At 64.6% G+C, this 14,037-nt stretch carries 13 protein-coding genes; 11 read left to right on the top strand and 2 right to left on the bottom strand.

Annotation, left to right across the window (positions count from 1 at the left end; all coding sequences use genetic code 11):
- Positions 1-167 precede the first annotated feature (167 nt).
- The 8 genes from QCE64_RS14030 to QCE64_RS13995 are packed head-to-tail and all read left to right on the top strand — an operon-like array spanning position 168 to position 9,008.
- Positions 168-1,439 carry a glycosyltransferase family 1 protein gene (locus QCE64_RS14030; RefSeq protein ID WP_310004368.1) on the top strand — a complete coding sequence of 424 codons (1,272 nt, stop codon included), beginning with the start codon at positions 168-170 and terminating at the stop codon, positions 1,437-1,439.
- Positions 1,436-2,014, top strand: a complete 579-nt coding sequence (locus QCE64_RS14025; protein WP_310004366.1) for an HAD family hydrolase — start codon at positions 1,436-1,438, stop codon at positions 2,012-2,014. The genes QCE64_RS14030 and QCE64_RS14025 overlap by 4 nt, the downstream gene beginning before the upstream one ends.
- Complete coding sequence (locus QCE64_RS14020) at positions 2,011-3,186, top strand: glycosyltransferase family 9 protein (protein WP_404987373.1); 1,176 nt, start codon at positions 2,011-2,013, stop codon at positions 3,184-3,186. Before QCE64_RS14025 ends, QCE64_RS14020 begins: the two co-directional genes overlap by 4 nt.
- A gap of 2 nt (positions 3,187-3,188) precedes the next feature.
- Positions 3,189-4,934, top strand: coding sequence for a carbamoyltransferase C-terminal domain-containing protein (locus tag QCE64_RS14015; RefSeq protein ID WP_310004364.1), 1,746 nt, complete (start codon positions 3,189-3,191; stop codon positions 4,932-4,934).
- A complete protein-coding gene (locus QCE64_RS14010; protein WP_309920309.1) occupies positions 4,931-5,986 on the top strand; it encodes a glycosyltransferase family A protein in 1,056 nt (351 codons plus the stop codon). Before QCE64_RS14015 ends, QCE64_RS14010 begins: the two co-directional genes overlap by 4 nt.
- Positions 5,983-7,056 carry a glycosyltransferase family 9 protein gene (locus tag QCE64_RS14005; RefSeq protein WP_310004362.1) on the top strand — a complete coding sequence of 358 codons (1,074 nt, stop codon included), beginning with the start codon at positions 5,983-5,985 and terminating at the stop codon, positions 7,054-7,056. The genes QCE64_RS14010 and QCE64_RS14005 overlap by 4 nt, the downstream gene beginning before the upstream one ends.
- Positions 7,043-8,002 carry a glycosyltransferase family 4 protein gene (locus QCE64_RS14000; RefSeq protein ID WP_309920304.1) on the top strand — a complete coding sequence of 320 codons (960 nt, stop codon included), beginning with the start codon at positions 7,043-7,045 and terminating at the stop codon, positions 8,000-8,002. Before QCE64_RS14005 ends, QCE64_RS14000 begins: the two co-directional genes overlap by 14 nt.
- Before the next feature lie 25 nt (positions 8,003-8,027).
- On the top strand, positions 8,028-9,008 hold the full coding sequence (locus QCE64_RS13995) for an SDR family oxidoreductase (RefSeq protein ID WP_309920301.1): 981 nt from the start codon (positions 8,028-8,030) through the stop codon (positions 9,006-9,008).
- On the opposite strand, the gene QCE64_RS13990 is transcribed toward QCE64_RS13995, so the two are convergent.
- Both QCE64_RS13990 and QCE64_RS13985 read right to left on the bottom strand, forming a co-directional pair.
- Positions 9,005-11,656: an ATP-binding cassette domain-containing protein gene (locus QCE64_RS13990; protein WP_404987402.1), complete on the bottom strand. Its 2,652-nt coding sequence runs from the start codon at positions 11,654-11,656 to the stop codon at positions 9,005-9,007. The genes QCE64_RS13995 and QCE64_RS13990 overlap by 4 nt on opposite strands.
- Complete coding sequence (locus tag QCE64_RS13985) at positions 11,656-11,931, bottom strand: hypothetical protein (protein WP_309920297.1); 276 nt, start codon at positions 11,929-11,931, stop codon at positions 11,656-11,658. Before QCE64_RS13985 ends, QCE64_RS13990 begins: the two co-directional genes overlap by 1 nt.
- Before the next feature lie 167 nt (positions 11,932-12,098).
- Here QCE64_RS13985 and QCE64_RS13980 point away from each other — a divergent pair, with 167 nt between their 5' ends.
- The 3 genes from QCE64_RS13980 to QCE64_RS13970 all read left to right on the top strand — a co-directional run bounded on the left by QCE64_RS13980 (position 12,099) and on the right by QCE64_RS13970 (position 14,003).
- On the top strand, positions 12,099-12,356 hold the full coding sequence (locus QCE64_RS13980; protein WP_309920294.1) for a hypothetical protein: 258 nt from the start codon (positions 12,099-12,101) through the stop codon (positions 12,354-12,356).
- Between the two features lie 101 nt (positions 12,357-12,457).
- Complete coding sequence (locus QCE64_RS13975; protein WP_309920291.1) at positions 12,458-12,682, top strand: hypothetical protein; 225 nt, start codon at positions 12,458-12,460, stop codon at positions 12,680-12,682.
- 184 nt (positions 12,683-12,866) lie between these two features.
- Positions 12,867-14,003 (top strand): glutathione-independent formaldehyde dehydrogenase, encoded by a 1,137-nt coding sequence (locus QCE64_RS13970; protein WP_310004359.1) that lies wholly within the window; start codon positions 12,867-12,869, stop codon positions 14,001-14,003.
- Positions 14,004-14,037: the final 34 nt, after the last annotated feature.

The raw sequence follows: 14,037 nt of genomic DNA, 5'->3' as shown, positions 1-14,037 counted from the left end.
AACGCACCCAACGATATTCGGTTCGTCTCCATGCGAACCGCAGATCGTTTCATAGTCCTCCGTACGTTCGCAACGAGTGGCATAGCGAATGCTGAAAGCTATCGACTGATCCACGCGACGACGCACCGCGCCCATGCGGAGAGGGATCTTGTGAAAAGGGGACATCCGTGAAGATCGCGTTGATCAGTGAACATGCTTCGCCACTGGCTGCGGCAGGTGGAGTCGATAGCGGCGGTCAGAACATCTATGTCGCCAACGTCGCGCGGCAACTTGTGCGCCTCGGTCATGATGTCGATGTATTCACACGTTGCGATCGTTCGTTGTTGCCGCTTGTCTCGCGTTTCGAAAACATCCGCGTGATAAACGTTCCGGCGGGGCCGCCGGTGCAGTTGCCCAAGGAGCAGCTTCTACCGCACATGGACGCCTTCGCGAACTTCATGATCGAGTTCATGAAGCAAGAACGACAGCCCTATGCCGTCGTGCATGCGAATTTCTTCATGTCGGGTCTGGTCGGCTTGCGCATCAAGGATGCGCTCGGCGTGCCGCTGGTCACCACCTTCCATGCACTCGGGCGTGTGCGGCGGCTGCATCAAGGCGAATCGGACGGCTTTCCCGATGCGCGCTTCGCCATCGAAGACGAACTGGTCAGCCGTTCCGATTCCGTCCTCGCCGAATGTCCGCAGGATGAGAACGATCTGATGCATCTCTATGACGCCGATCCCGCACGCATTGATCTCGTGCCGTGCGGCTTCGACCGCACCGAGTTTCATCCGCTCGACAAGGCGCAGGCACGCACACGGTTGGGCTGGCCACAGGATCGCTTCATCGTGTTGCAACTGGGACGGATGGTGCCGCGCAAGGGCATCGACAACGTGGTGCGCGCAATGGGCGCCTGCCACGCCACGCACGGCGAAGCGGCCGAGCTCTATATAGCAGGCGGCAACTCCGACGAACCCAACGAGGGCGCCACGCCGGAGATCGGCAGGCTGCGCGGCATCGCGCGGGAATGCGGGGTTGAAGCGCATGTGCACTTCGTGGGCCGTCATGGACGCGGCGAGCTGAAGCACTTTTATAACGCCGCCGATGTCTTCGTGACGACGCCCTGGTACGAGCCCTTCGGCATCACGCCGCTGGAAGCCATGGCGTGCGGCACGCCGGTGATCGGCGCGGACGTGGGCGGTATCCGCTATTCCGTCGCGCATGGAGAGACCGGCTTGCTGGTGCCGCCGAGGCATCCGGACGCGCTCGCAGAAGCACTGGTCACCTTGAAACGCAACCCGGCCCTGGCCCGCAGGATGGGCGATGCCGGCCTGGCACGCGCCCATGCCATGTTCACGTGGTCGAGCGTGGCGCAGGCGCTTGCGCGGGTCTATGCACGCGTCAGCGGCGAAGATACGCAGACCGCCACGGCGCTCCAGATGAGCAGGGCCGCCCGATGATGCCGCCCGCGAGACCCGCCGTCTTCATCGACAAGGACGGCACGCTGCTACACGACGTACCGTGGAACGTGGATCCGGAACGGATGCGGCTTACGCCCGGCGCGTTCGACGCACTGCGCCTGTTCACGTCGCTCGACCTGCCGCTGTTCATCATCAGCAACCAGAGCGGCGTGGCGCTCGGCAAGTTCAGCCGCGAAGCGCTCGATCCAATGGAAGCTCGCCTGCGGACGCTTGCTGCCGAAGCGGGTGCTGCGTTCGAAGGCATCTACTGGTGTCCGCATCATCCGCAAGGCGTCGTACCCGAATATGCGATGCAGTGCGACTGCCGCAAGCCCGCGCCCGGCCTCATCATGCGGGCCGCGCGCGAGCATCGCATCGATCTGGCGCGCAGCTGGTTCATCGGCGACATACTCGATGATGTGGAAGCTGGACATCGCGCGGGCTGCCGCTGTGTGCTGATCGACAACGGCAACGAAACTGAATGGCTGCGCGGTGAAGGGCGTGAACCCGACATCGTGGTGCGTGACATGCATGAAGCCGCGCTGGCGATCGCGAACGCGGAGTGCCCCGCATGAAGCGCGACACGGAACAGCCGGTGTCCATGACGCCGGTCATCGCAGCGCACGCCCGCAAGAGCGCGGCGAACGCTCCGCGCGAATGGGGCGCGGACGTGAAGCGCATTCTCTGCATCCGGCTGGACAATCTCGGCGACGTCCTGATGACCACGCCCGCGCTGCATGCGTTGCGCAACGCGCAGCCGGGCCGCCATCTGACCTTGCTCGCTTCGCGTTCGGGCAAGGCGGCGGCGCCGTTCATCGATGCCATCGACGATGTGATCGAATACGACGCGCCCTGGGTCAAGCAGGATGCGCCCATCGACCCGCTCGCTGACCTGGCCATGCGCGCGCGTCTCGACGAAGCGCGTTTCGATGCGGCCGTGATCTTCAGCGTCTATAGCCAGAACCCGCTGCCGGCGGCCATGCTATGTCATCTCGCTGGCATTCCGTTGCGGCTCGCGCATTGCCGTGAGAACCCCTATGGCCTGTTGACCGACTGGGTCGCGGAAAGCGAGCCGCAACTCGGCACGCGTCATGAAGTGGAACGGCAGCTTGCGCTGGTCGCGCAGGTGGGCGCACGCGCGGACGATACCCGCATGCGTTTCAACGAGCAGCCCGCCGATGTCGCTTCGCTCGCGCAGAAGCTGCTAGCACGCGGCGTGGATATAGATGCGCCTTTCATCGTCGTGCATCCCGGCGCCACGGCGGAGTCGCGCCGTTATCCCGTCGAGCGCTTTGCGCAAGTGATCGCGTTTCTCGGCGAGCAGTTGAACGTGCCGGTGTTCGTCACCGGATCGGCAAGCGAAAGCACGCTCTGTCGCGAAGCTTGCGGCGCCAGTCCGCACGCCATCGACCTCTCGGGCACGGTGTCGCTCGGCGAACTGGGCGCGCTCATCCGCCGTGCGCGCGTGCTGATATCGAACAACAGCGGCCCGGTGCATCTCGCTTCGGCGCTCGGCACGCCGGTCGTGGATCTCTACGCGCTCACCAATCCGCAGCACATGCCCTGGCAGACGCCGCACCGCGTGCTCTATCACGACGTGCCGTGCCGCTGGTGCTACCGCAGCGTGTGTCCTGAAGGCCATCACGCCTGCCTGCTGGGCGTGCCGGTGCAGGACGTCGTCGATGCCGCGCTGGCCCTGCTCGAAGCCGAACTCCCACCCATCAACACGACCACACAGGTTTTCTAGTCATGTACACACTGGGTATCAACGCCGTTTATCACGACAGCGCGGCCGCGCTCATCAAGGATGGCGTGGTCATCGCCGCTGCCGAAGACGAACGCTTCACGCATGTGAAGCATGCCAAGCGGCCCGTGCCGTTCTCGACGTGGCAGCTTCCCTTCGATGCCATCGACTATTGCCTGAAGGAAGCGGGCATCGAACTGGCCGATGTGGATCACGTCGCCTATTCATACGATCCGCATCTGTTCTCGGGCATGCCCAAGGATGCGAAGGCCAGCATCACGCTGCCGATGATGCCTTCGGAACAACCGCTGTCCAATCCGTCCGACTCGCCGTGGGACCCGCTGTTCCTGAGCTACATCGTCAATGCGCAGGGACAGTTGCGCGACGGCGCGCCGCATCATCTGCGTAAGCGCTTCGCCAGTGGCGGGCGTGTGCCGCGTTACACCTGGCACAACGTGGATCATCACCTCTGCCATGAAGCGAGCGCATTCCTCGCCGCGCCCTTCGATGACTGCGCCGTGCTCACGATGGACGGCCGCGGCGAAGGCGTGACGACGAGTCTCGGGCAGTTCGTCGATGGCGAATATCGCCGGCTGAAGCAGGTGGAGCTGCCTCACTCGCTGGGGCTCCTGTATGAAGCGGTGACGGACTATCTGGGCTTCCTGCACTCCTCCGACGAGTACAAGGTGATGGCGCTGGCATCGTTCGGCAAGCCCGTGCATGCGGATCAGTTCCGCGAGATCGTCAGGTATCGGAACGACGGAAGCTATACGGTGGATGCGCCGCGTCTCGTCGAACGTTTCGGTCCGGCGCGCGAACGCGGTGGTCCGCTCACGCAGCATCACTACGACGTCGCGCACTCGTTGCAGGTCGTGCTGGAGGAAACCGCACTCGAACTTGCGAAGTGGCTGCACGCGAAAACCGGCCTGTCCCATCTGGCGATGGCCGGCGGCGTCGCGCTCAATTGCGTGATGAATGCGCGGCTGCGCGATCGCGGCCCGTTTGCCGATGTATGGGTGCAGCCCGCGGCGGGCGACGCCGGTACGGCGCTGGGCGCCGCGTTGTGGACCGACTGGCGCGAGCGGAGCATCGCGGGCGAACCCGGCCGCAAGTGGCGCATGAATCATGCGTATCTCGGCCCATCCTTCGCCGACGATGACATCGAAACCCTCCTGAAGTGGACGCGCGCGCCGTATCGCAGGCTCGATGACATCGCTGCGGAAACCGCCGACCTGCTTGCGCAAAACCGCGTGATCGGCTGGTATCAGGGACGCACCGAGTTCGGACCGCGTGCGCTCGGTGCGCGTTCCATCCTGGCCTCGCCCATCGATGCATCGATGCAGGCGCGCCTGAACGAGATCAAGGACCGCGAGGACTTCCGTCCGGTTGCGCCCGTGGTGATGGAAGAACACGCCGCCGACTGGTTCGTCGATGCGCGCGTCGCGCCCTACATGCTGTTCATCTTCGACGTGCGCGAGGACATGAAGGACCGTATTCCGGCGGTGACGCATATCGACGGCACCGCGCGCGTGCAGACCGTCAACCGCTCGCAGCATGCGCTCTATTACGACCTGCTCGCGGCCTTCAAGGCGCGCACGGGCGTGCCGGTGCTGGTCAACACGTCGTTCAACACGCGCGGCGAGCCGATGGTGAACTCCCCGCGCGATGCGCTCGAATCGTTCTGGACCTCGCCGCTGGATGCGCTGGTGATCGGTCCGTTCCTGGTCGAGAAGCCGGGGTTGCGCGCATGAGCACCTGCACCGGTCTCGTCGATCACGACGGCACTGCCGCTGCAGGCGATGCAAACGCGGCGGACCGTGGGGACTTCATCCCTGAGGTATCGGTGGTCGTGCCGACCTACCGCCGTCCCGCGATGCTCGAACGCTGCGTACGCGCGCTCGCCGCGCAGCAATACGACGCGGCGCGTTACGAGATCATCGTGTGCGACGACGGCCCGGACGCTGCCACGCAAGCCTGCGTGCAACGTCTGGCGCATGAGCACGCGCCGCAGGGTCTGCGCATCCGCTACGTGCCCGTCACGGCGACCCAAGGGCCGGCGGGCGCGCGCAACGCGGGCTGGCATGCTTCGCTTGCACGGCGCATCGCCTTCACCGACGACGACACCATCCCTGATCCGCATTGGCTCGCTAACGGAGTCTGCGCACTCGACGCCGGCGCGGACGCGGTCTCCGGCCGTATCGTCGTGCCGCTGGGACCGCGTCCGACCGACTACGAATGCGATGCAGCCGGACTCGCCACGGCCGAGTTCGCCACGGCCAACGCCTTCGCGACCCGTGCCGCGCTGGAGCGCACCGGCGGTTTCGATGCACGCTATACCGCCGCGTGGCGCGAGGATTCGGATCTGCAGTTCGCGCTGATGCAGGCGGGACTGACGATCGCGCGCGCGGAAGATGCGATCGTGCTGCATCCGGTGCGTCCCGCGCGCTGGGGCGTATGCATCTCCCAACAGAAGAAGAGCCAGTTCGACGCCCTGTTGTTCAAGAAGTATCCAGACCTCTTTCGCGCGCGCATTCGACGCGGCCCGCCGCTGCTGTATTACGCGATGCTCGCGGCGCTGGCGACCGCGCTGCTTTCGTTCATTGCCGGTGCGCCTCGTGTGGCGGTCACGGCACTGCTCGTCTGGGCCGCACTGACGCTAGGGTTCGGCGCGCAGCGGCTCAAGCGCACCGCCCATACGCCCGCGCATATCGCGGAGATGCTGTGGACTTCGGCCATCATCCCCACTCTGTCGATCTACTGGCGCATCCGCGGCGCGCTCCGCTTCAAGGTGCTGTTCCTATGAATGCCGGACCGGTGCAACGCATCGTCATTTTTCGCGCGCTGCAACTCGGCGACATGCTGTGCGCCGTGCCCGCGCTGCGAGCGCTGCGGCGCGCTCATCCGCACGCGCACATCGCGTTGATCGGCTTGCCGTGGGCCAGCAGCTTCGTCGACCGATACGCGCATCTGCTGAATGAACTGATCGTGTTTCCAGGCGCGGTGGGCTTTCCGGAACAGGAAGAAACCGACGCACATCTGCCCGCCTTCCAGCAGGCCATGCGCGAGCGCCGCTTCGATCTGGCGATTCAGCTGCACGGCAGCGGCGGCGTGGCGAACGATATCGTCAAAGGCTTCGGTGCACGGCTGAACGCAGGTTTCCTCAAGCCCGACGAAGGCATGCGCGCAGGCGTGTTCATGCCATGGCCCGACGAGCTGCCCGAATCGGCGCGCTATGCGGCGCTGCTGCAACGCCTCGGTATCGATGCAAGCGATCTGTCGCTCGAGATTCCGCTCACGGTGGAAGACGAACGCGAATGCGCCGCGCTCATCGAAGCCTGTGCGATCGATTGCAACCGCCTCGTGCTGGTGCATCCGGGCGCGCAACTGCCGTCGCGGCGCTGGCCCGTCGAACGCTTCGGCGAGGTCGCGCGTGAGCTTGCTCGCACGGGATGGCGTATCGCCGTCACAGGCAGCCCGGGCGAAGCCGCGCTCACCGCGCATGTGACGCAGAACGGAGGACCGAATGCCATCGATCTCGCCGGTGCGACCTCGCTCGGCGGACTGGCGGCGCTCGTCGGCCGGGCGCGGCTGATCGTGTGCAACGACACCGGGCTGTCTCACGTCGCAGCCGCGATGCGCACGCCGAGCGTGGTGATCGCGTCAGGCAGCGACACGCACCGCTGGGCGCCCACCGATCACGCCCGGCATCGCGTGCTGGCCGACTGGCCCGCATGCCGTCCGTGCGCGTTCCGCGTGTGCCCTTATGAACACGAATGCGCGACCAACATCGGCGTGGTCGCCGTGCTCGATGCCGCCCGCGCGCAACTCGAAACGACCTTCCGCAAGGAGACGCTGATCCATGCCCATGACTAGCTCCCGGCGCTTGCGCGTGCTGACATGGCACGTGCATGGCAACTATCTCTACTACCTGAGCCAGACGCCGCACGACTTTTACCTCGTCACGCGCCCCGGTTATCCACCCGGATATGCGGGCACGGCGGGCGCGCTGCCGTTCGGCGCAAACGTGCATGAGATTCCGGCCAGCGAAGTGCAGTCGCAGTCCTTCGACGTCGTCCTGTTCCAGCACAAGCAGCAGTGGGACGACGACCGCATCAACCTGTTGAGCGATGCGCAGCGGCGCTTGCCACGCGTGTATATCGAACACGATCCGCCGCAGGAAAATGCTTTCGAACAGAAGCACTGGGTCCAGGATCGCGACACGCTGCTCGTGCACGTCACGCACTTCAACCGGCTCATGTGGGACAACGGCGAAACGCAGACGCGCGTCATCGAGCACGGCGTGGTCGTGCCGGAAGGCGTGCGCTACAGCGGCGAACTGGAGCGCGGCATCGCCGTCATCAATCACCTGCGGCAGCGCGGCAGGCGGCTCGGCAACGATGTCTTCGCGCATGCGGCCGAGCGCGTGCCGCTCGATCTCGTCGGCATGGACGCGCAGTCTGCGGGCGGCATCGGCGAGATTGGCAACATGGAGCTCGCCGCGTTCGTCGCGCGCTATCGCTTCTTCTTCAACCCGATCCGCTGGACCAGCCTGGGACTGGCGATCGTCGAGGCGATGACCATCGGCATGCCGATCATCGGGCTGGCCACGACCGAACTCGCAGCCGTGATTCGCAATGGCGAGAACGGTTTTGTCGATACGAATCCGCTTGCGCTCATCGATGCCATGCAACGCCTGCTGCGCGACCCCGCCGAAGCGCGACGTCTCGGCGAAGGCGCGCGCCGCACTGCGTTGGAACGATTCCATATCGCACGCTTCGCCCATGACTGGGACGAAACCCTGCGCCACGTATGCAGCTGAAATTCATCCTCAAAGGAATGGCGACATGAAAGAAGCCTATAGAAAGCGGATTCTGGTGACGGGCGGTGCGGGCTTTCTCGGCTCCCACCTGTGCGAGCGGCTGCTTGCGCAAGGTCACGACGTGCTGTGCGTGGACAACTTCTACACCGGCACGAAGGACAACATTGCGCATCTGCTGGACAGCGCGAACTTCGAACTGATGCGCCACGACGTTACGTTTCCGCTGTATGTGGAAGTGGACGAGATCTATAACCTCGCGTGTCCCGCGTCGCCCATTCACTATCAGCATGATCCGGTGCAGACGACCAAGACCAGCGTGCATGGCGCCATCAACATGCTCGGCCTGGCGAAGCGCGTCCACGCGAAGATCTTCCAGGCATCGACGAGCGAAGTGTATGGCGATGCCCACGTTCATCCGCAGCAGGAAGCGTATTGGGGCAACGTGAATCCCATCGGCCCGCGCTCCTGCTACGACGAAGGCAAGCGCTGCGCCGAAACGCTGTTCATGGACTACCGGCGCCAGCATGGACTCTCGATCAGGATCGCGCGCATCTTCAATACCTATGGTCCGCGCATGCATCCCGCCGATGGCCGCGTGATTTCCAACTTCATGATGCAGGCGCTGTGCGGCCAGCCGATCACCGTCTATGGAGAAGGCTCGCAGACGCGCTCGTTCTGTTATGTCGACGACATGGTCGACGCCTTCATTCGCCTGATGAACACGCCCGACGACGTCACCGGCCCGGTGAACCTCGGCAATCCGCATGAACTGTCGATGCTCGACATCGCGCGGCGCATCATCGAGTTGACGGGGTCGTCGTCCGAGATCATCTTCAAGCCCCTGCCGCTCGACGATCCGTGGCATCGCCAGCCGGACATCTCGCTTGCGCGCGACTTGCTCGGCTGGGCGCCGTCCACGCACCTCGACGAAGGCTTGCGGCGCACCGCGCAGCATTTCCGCGGCATCATCGAAGCCGCCGATGCACGCGCCGCGCATGCCGCTTAAACGCTGCGTGCGGTGACGCCCTCGATGGTGGCAATCAGCTTCGGCGCGGGCACAGGCTTGGTCAGGTGGGCCTGGAAGCCCGCCGCCTGCGCCCGCGCGCGCGCCTCGGCCTGGGCAAAGCCCGTCAGCGCGATAGCCGGCATGCGCTCAGCCAGCGACGCGCCGCGGCTTGCCTCTTCCTCGCGTATCAGCCGCAATACGTCATAGCCGTCCTGATCGCCGCCCAGCACGATATCGCACAGCAGGACGCCAGGCCATTGCGCCGTCGGCAGAGCGCGCAGCCGCGCCAGCGCTTCGTCGCCGGACGCACATGACACCACCTGCGCGCCGACGGTCTCGAGCACGGCTTCGAGTGCATCGCGGGCTTCTTCCTGATCGTCCAGCACCATGACCGTGATGCCCGTGAGCGCATCCTCGGCGGTACCGGCATTGATGTGGGCATCGTCGAGCACGGGGCGCAGCGGCATCGTCGCGACATAGGCCACCTGCCTGTCGATGGTGCGCGCCGCGAAGCCCCCGCCAATCTCCGTCAGCGCCTTCTCCAGCCGGCGCATCTGTTGCCGCGACAGTTCCACCGGCGCGGCGCGCTGTCCCATCACCACCAGCGACGCATGATTGCCCTCGCGGAACACGCGCAACTCGACGCGTTCGCCACGTGTCGCCGTGCCGATCTGCACGCGGCACAGCTCCGCGACGATCTGCTGCAACACGCCCGCGTCGCCCGACACGCGCAAGCCTGGTTCAGTCATCACCGTGTAGAGATTCACGCCACGCGCCGCAATCTCTTCATGGAGCGCATCGATCACGCCGCTCACCAGCGTATCGAGCCCGACCGCTTCCGCCGATATCTTGCGCTGCGCATGTTCGAGTTCGCCCTGTTGCCATTGCAGCGACCACATGCGGGCATACACGCCATCGAGCGTGAGCAGGTCGTCATGCTGTCCCTGTTCGACGATGCGTCCATGCTCCATCACGAGGATCCAGTCCGAATCGACGACGGTGGACAGACGATGCGCGATCACAATGGACGTGCGTCCCTCCGCCAGCCGGTCCAGTTCGTTCTGGATGGCGCGCTCGGAACGCGTGTCGAGTGCGGACGTGGCTTCGTCGAACACGATGACGCGCGGATTCTTCAGGATGGCCCGCGCTATGGCGATACGCTGCCGCTCGCCGCCCGAGAGCCGCACGCCGCGTTCGCCTACGCGCGTGTCGTAGTGATCCGGCAGGCGCTCGATGAAGCCGTCCAGCTGCGCGGCGCGCGCCGCCTGCACGATCTCGGCGCGCGTGGCGTCAGGCCGTCCATAGCCGATGTTGTAGGCAATCGTATCGTTGAAGAGCACGGTGTCCTGCGGCACGATGCCAATGGTCGCGCGCAGGCTGTTCTGCGTCACTTGCGCGATGTCCTGACCGTCGATGCGAATGGCGCCCGACGTCGGTTCGTAGAGACGGAACAACAGCTTCACGAGCGTCGACTTGCCCGAGCCGCTGCCGCCCACCACCGCGAGCTTCTTGCCCGGATGCGCGCGGAAGTCGACATCGCGCAGGATCTGCCGCGCCGGATCGTAGCCAAACTCGACATGCTCGAACTCGATCTCGCCCGCCGTCACGACGAGCGGCTTCGCACCGGTCTCGTCGATGTCCTCGCGCACGCGCCCGCGCGACAGCAGGATGTTGAACATGCGCTCGACGTTCACGATGGCGTCGTTGGTCTCGCGAAACACGAAGCCCAGCGTGTTGAGCGGATTGCACACTTGCACGATGTAGGCATTGACCAGCACGAGATCGCCGACGCTCATCGTTCCCGCGACCACATGCTGCGCCGCGCGCAGCATCACGGCGGCAATGCCCCCGGCGATGATCGTGCTTTGCCCTACGTGCAGCAGCGTCAGCGCGCGCTGGTTCGCGACACGCGCGTGAACCCATTGTTCGAGCACGCCCGACAGACGCCCGCGCTCCGTGTCTTCGCTGGCGAAGAACTTGACGGTTTCGTAGTTGAGCAGGCTGTCGACGAGGCGGCTGTCCGACTGCGCTTCCAGCGCGTTGACGGCGCGCTGGAAGCGCATGCGATAGCGAGTAAAGATGAGCGTCCACACCGAGTACAGCACGAAGGTCACGCCGATGATGGCCATGAACTCCAGCGAGTAGCTGCTGACCATCACCGCCACGACGGTACCGATCTCGATCAGCACCGGCACGATGGTGAACAGCGACGTGCCGAGCAGGAAGCCCACGCCATCCGCGCCTTTCTGGACATCGCGCACCACGGCGCCGGTTTCGCGCCTGGCGTGGAAGCGCGCGCCGAGCGCATGCAGATGCGCGAACGTTCGCTCCGTGAACGACGCGACGGTGCGCTGCGTGACGATGCTGAAGACGACATCGCGTGCTTCATTGAGCACATCGCCGAGATAGCGCAGCAGCACATAAGCGAGGATCAGGAAGACCGGAAAGATGACGGTCGATGCCGGGTGACTGAACTCGTCGATGACCCGCTTGAGCAGCAGCGGCACGGACACCACGGCAAGCCGCGCGGCGATCATCAGCACCAGCGCTGCCGCCGTCTGATAACGCCATGCCCAGACCGCGCGCCACAGATCGCTGACGATGCGTCGGCGAACGCGCGTGCGATCCCGGTCCTCTGTAACCGGGATCACTCCTTCCAGTCCTTGCGATTGGCCGTTCCTGGACCGGATGCACCACCGTGCTGCTTCTTCACGCGTTGCTCTTCGGTTCGCTTGAGCGTGGCGGGATCGGTGCCGGATTGTCCCGCCGCACCCGCGCCGCCCGCAATGCCTGCGGACTTGCCGGCGCCATCGTCGCTGGGCGCTTTGTTGCCGGGCGGTGCGCCGTTTTGCTGGGCCGAGGCGGCGCTGATGCACGCGCCCGTCAGTGCAGCAATGATTGCGGATTGCAGAAAGCGCTTCATAGGCCCCCTCCGTGGTTGCTGGCGAACGCGTATTCGTTAGCAACGCGTGCGCCAGCCATGGCGCCCGATGTCCGCAAATACGGCGGTCCGCAAATACCGGGTCAATCGGCAGATAAGCAGGAGCAAGAAATGCTGTACCGGGATATGCGCATGTCACGGAGACAATCATGTATTCCCTAGGCGCGTACTTCCTCGAAATCTTCCCGGAGTCCATTCCCGGCGACGGCTGGACCGGCGCCGCGCGGTTCTCGCGTCGCAGCGACTACAAACTCCATGCGGTCGTGACAACCGTTACCTTTCCCAGCCATATCTTCAAGCCGTCACGACGCCAGGCCGAAGGCGCCATTGCCGACTGGGCACGCGACTTCGTCAAGTCGAGCGGCGATGTGCTCGAATCATCCCTGCGGCTGGCCAGCAGAGTCTGAAGAGATCCCGCGCGGACCGCGCACGACGCGTTGTAACATTGGCGACCGGACGTCTTCTTGTGAGCGTCCCGAGCAGCGATTTCATCTGATCGAGGTCCGCCATGGCCCGCACGCGCGTACTGAACGAACTCAACAGGCTCAACCCGTTCATTGTCGATTGTGAAGTGCGCATCGAAGCGCAGCGGCAGCGGATCGACTGGATCAAACAAGGCGGCGGCAATGCCGAGGACTCCGAGAAGCTTCTGAACAATCTCATCTCCAGTTCCAGTGCGTTGACACGGCTTCGCCTGACGGACGTGGAAGAGCTTCGCGAGCGCGAAAACTGAGCAGCCCGGATCCATCGTCCTTTCGCGTAAAGCGTCTCTCGCGCGTCGTCGCCATCAACGCCGCGCATTCAACTCTGTTTGTCCGGCTCCGCCGCACTGCAACGCGCGGGTACATCCAATGCTGCGTCGACGTCATGGCCGCGCAAGCGGACCGCACTCTCGAACCCCAGCACTGGAGCTCTGAATGAAAGCCCTCGTTTACGAAGGACCGCGACAGGTCGTCGTCAAGGACATGCCTGACGCACGCATCGAACAGCCGAACGACGTGATCGTCAAGATCACCACCACCAACATCTGCGGTTCCGATCTGCATATGTACGAAGGCCGGACCAATATGGAGACCGGCCGCATTCTCGGTCATGAAAATCTGGGCGTGATCGTCGAAGCCGGTCCGGGCGTCACGCGCGTGAAGGTGGGCGACCGGGTGTGCCTGCCGTTCAACATCGGCTGCGGCTTCTGCAAGAACTGCGAGAAGGGCCTTACCGGTTTCTGTCTCACGGCCAATCCCGGCATGGCCGGCGCGGCTTATGGCTTCGCCGGCATGGGCCCGTATAGCGGCGGTCAGGCCGAATACCTGCGCGTGCCGTTCGCGGACTTCAATTGCCTGCTGCTGCCGCCCGATGCCGTGGAGAAGGAGAACGACTACGTCATGCTCTCCGACATCCTCCCGACCGGCTATCACGCCACCGTGCTCGCGGGCGTCGAAGCAGGCGACAGCGTTGTCATTTACGGCGCCGGTCCAGTGGGGCTGATGGCCGCGATGTCGGCGAATCTCAAGGGCGCCTCGAAAGTCATGGTGGTCGATTCGCACCCGGACCGCCTGAAACTCGCGGAGCGTCTCGGCGCCATTCCGATCGACGACAGCGACGGCGGCGGCGTGGACCGCGTGCTCGAACTCACGGGCGGCGAAGGGGCCGATCGCGGTTGCGAGTGCGTCGGTTATCAGTGCACCTGTCAAGGTCATGAAGTGCCGAATCTCACGATGAACAACCTCGTGAAGTCGGTGCGCGCGACGGGCAGCATCGGCGTGGTGGGCGTGTTCGTCGCGGAAGACCCGGGTTCGCCCGACGCGTTGATGAAGAAGGGTCAGCTCGCGTTCGACTTCGGTTCGTTCTGGATGAAGGGTCAGCGCATGGCGACGGGCCAGGCCAACGTCAAGGCCCACAACCGCAAACTGCGCGATCTGATCAAAGCAGACAAGCTGAAGCCGTCGCAGATCATTTCGCATGAACTGCCGCTCGAACAGGCGCCCGAAGGCTATCGCAACTTCGACGAACGCCGTGACGGCTGGACCAAGGTCGTTCTGAAGACCGCCGCCTGAAGCTCTCGAACACTCGACCCGTCAAGGAAACCGA

This window comes from Caballeronia sp. LZ043 (genome assembly GCF_031451075.1).
GTDB lineage: Bacteria > Pseudomonadota > Gammaproteobacteria > Burkholderiales > Burkholderiaceae > Caballeronia.
Note: the sequence above shows the minus strand (reverse complement) of the source record. Positions and strands in the feature narration are given on the sequence as shown.

Excerpts from the sequence above, each read along its gene's own strand:
- QCE64_RS14000 (WP_309920304.1), top strand. The coding sequence starts at position 7,043 with ATGCCCATGACTAGCTCCCGGCGCTTGCGCGTGCTGACATGGCACGTG.
- QCE64_RS13980 (WP_309920294.1), top strand. The coding sequence starts at position 12,099 with ATGTATTCCCTAGGCGCGTACTTCCTCGAAATCTTCCCGGAGTCCATT.
- QCE64_RS14005 (WP_310004362.1), top strand. The coding sequence starts at position 5,983 with ATGAATGCCGGACCGGTGCAACGCATCGTCATTTTTCGCGCGCTGCAA.
- QCE64_RS14025 (WP_310004366.1), top strand. The coding sequence starts at position 1,436 with ATGATGCCGCCCGCGAGACCCGCCGTCTTCATCGACAAGGACGGCACG.
- QCE64_RS14010 (WP_309920309.1), top strand. The coding sequence starts at position 4,931 with ATGAGCACCTGCACCGGTCTCGTCGATCACGACGGCACTGCCGCTGCA.
- QCE64_RS13970 (WP_310004359.1), top strand. The coding sequence starts at position 12,867 with ATGAAAGCCCTCGTTTACGAAGGACCGCGACAGGTCGTCGTCAAGGAC.
- QCE64_RS13995 (WP_309920301.1), top strand. The coding sequence starts at position 8,028 with ATGAAAGAAGCCTATAGAAAGCGGATTCTGGTGACGGGCGGTGCGGGC.
- QCE64_RS14015 (WP_310004364.1), top strand. The coding sequence starts at position 3,189 with ATGTACACACTGGGTATCAACGCCGTTTATCACGACAGCGCGGCCGCG.
- QCE64_RS13985 (WP_309920297.1), bottom strand. The coding sequence starts at position 11,931 with ATGAAGCGCTTTCTGCAATCCGCAATCATTGCTGCACTGACGGGCGCG.
- QCE64_RS13975 (WP_309920291.1), top strand. The coding sequence starts at position 12,458 with ATGGCCCGCACGCGCGTACTGAACGAACTCAACAGGCTCAACCCGTTC.
- QCE64_RS14020 (WP_404987373.1), top strand. The coding sequence starts at position 2,011 with ATGAAGCGCGACACGGAACAGCCGGTGTCCATGACGCCGGTCATCGCA.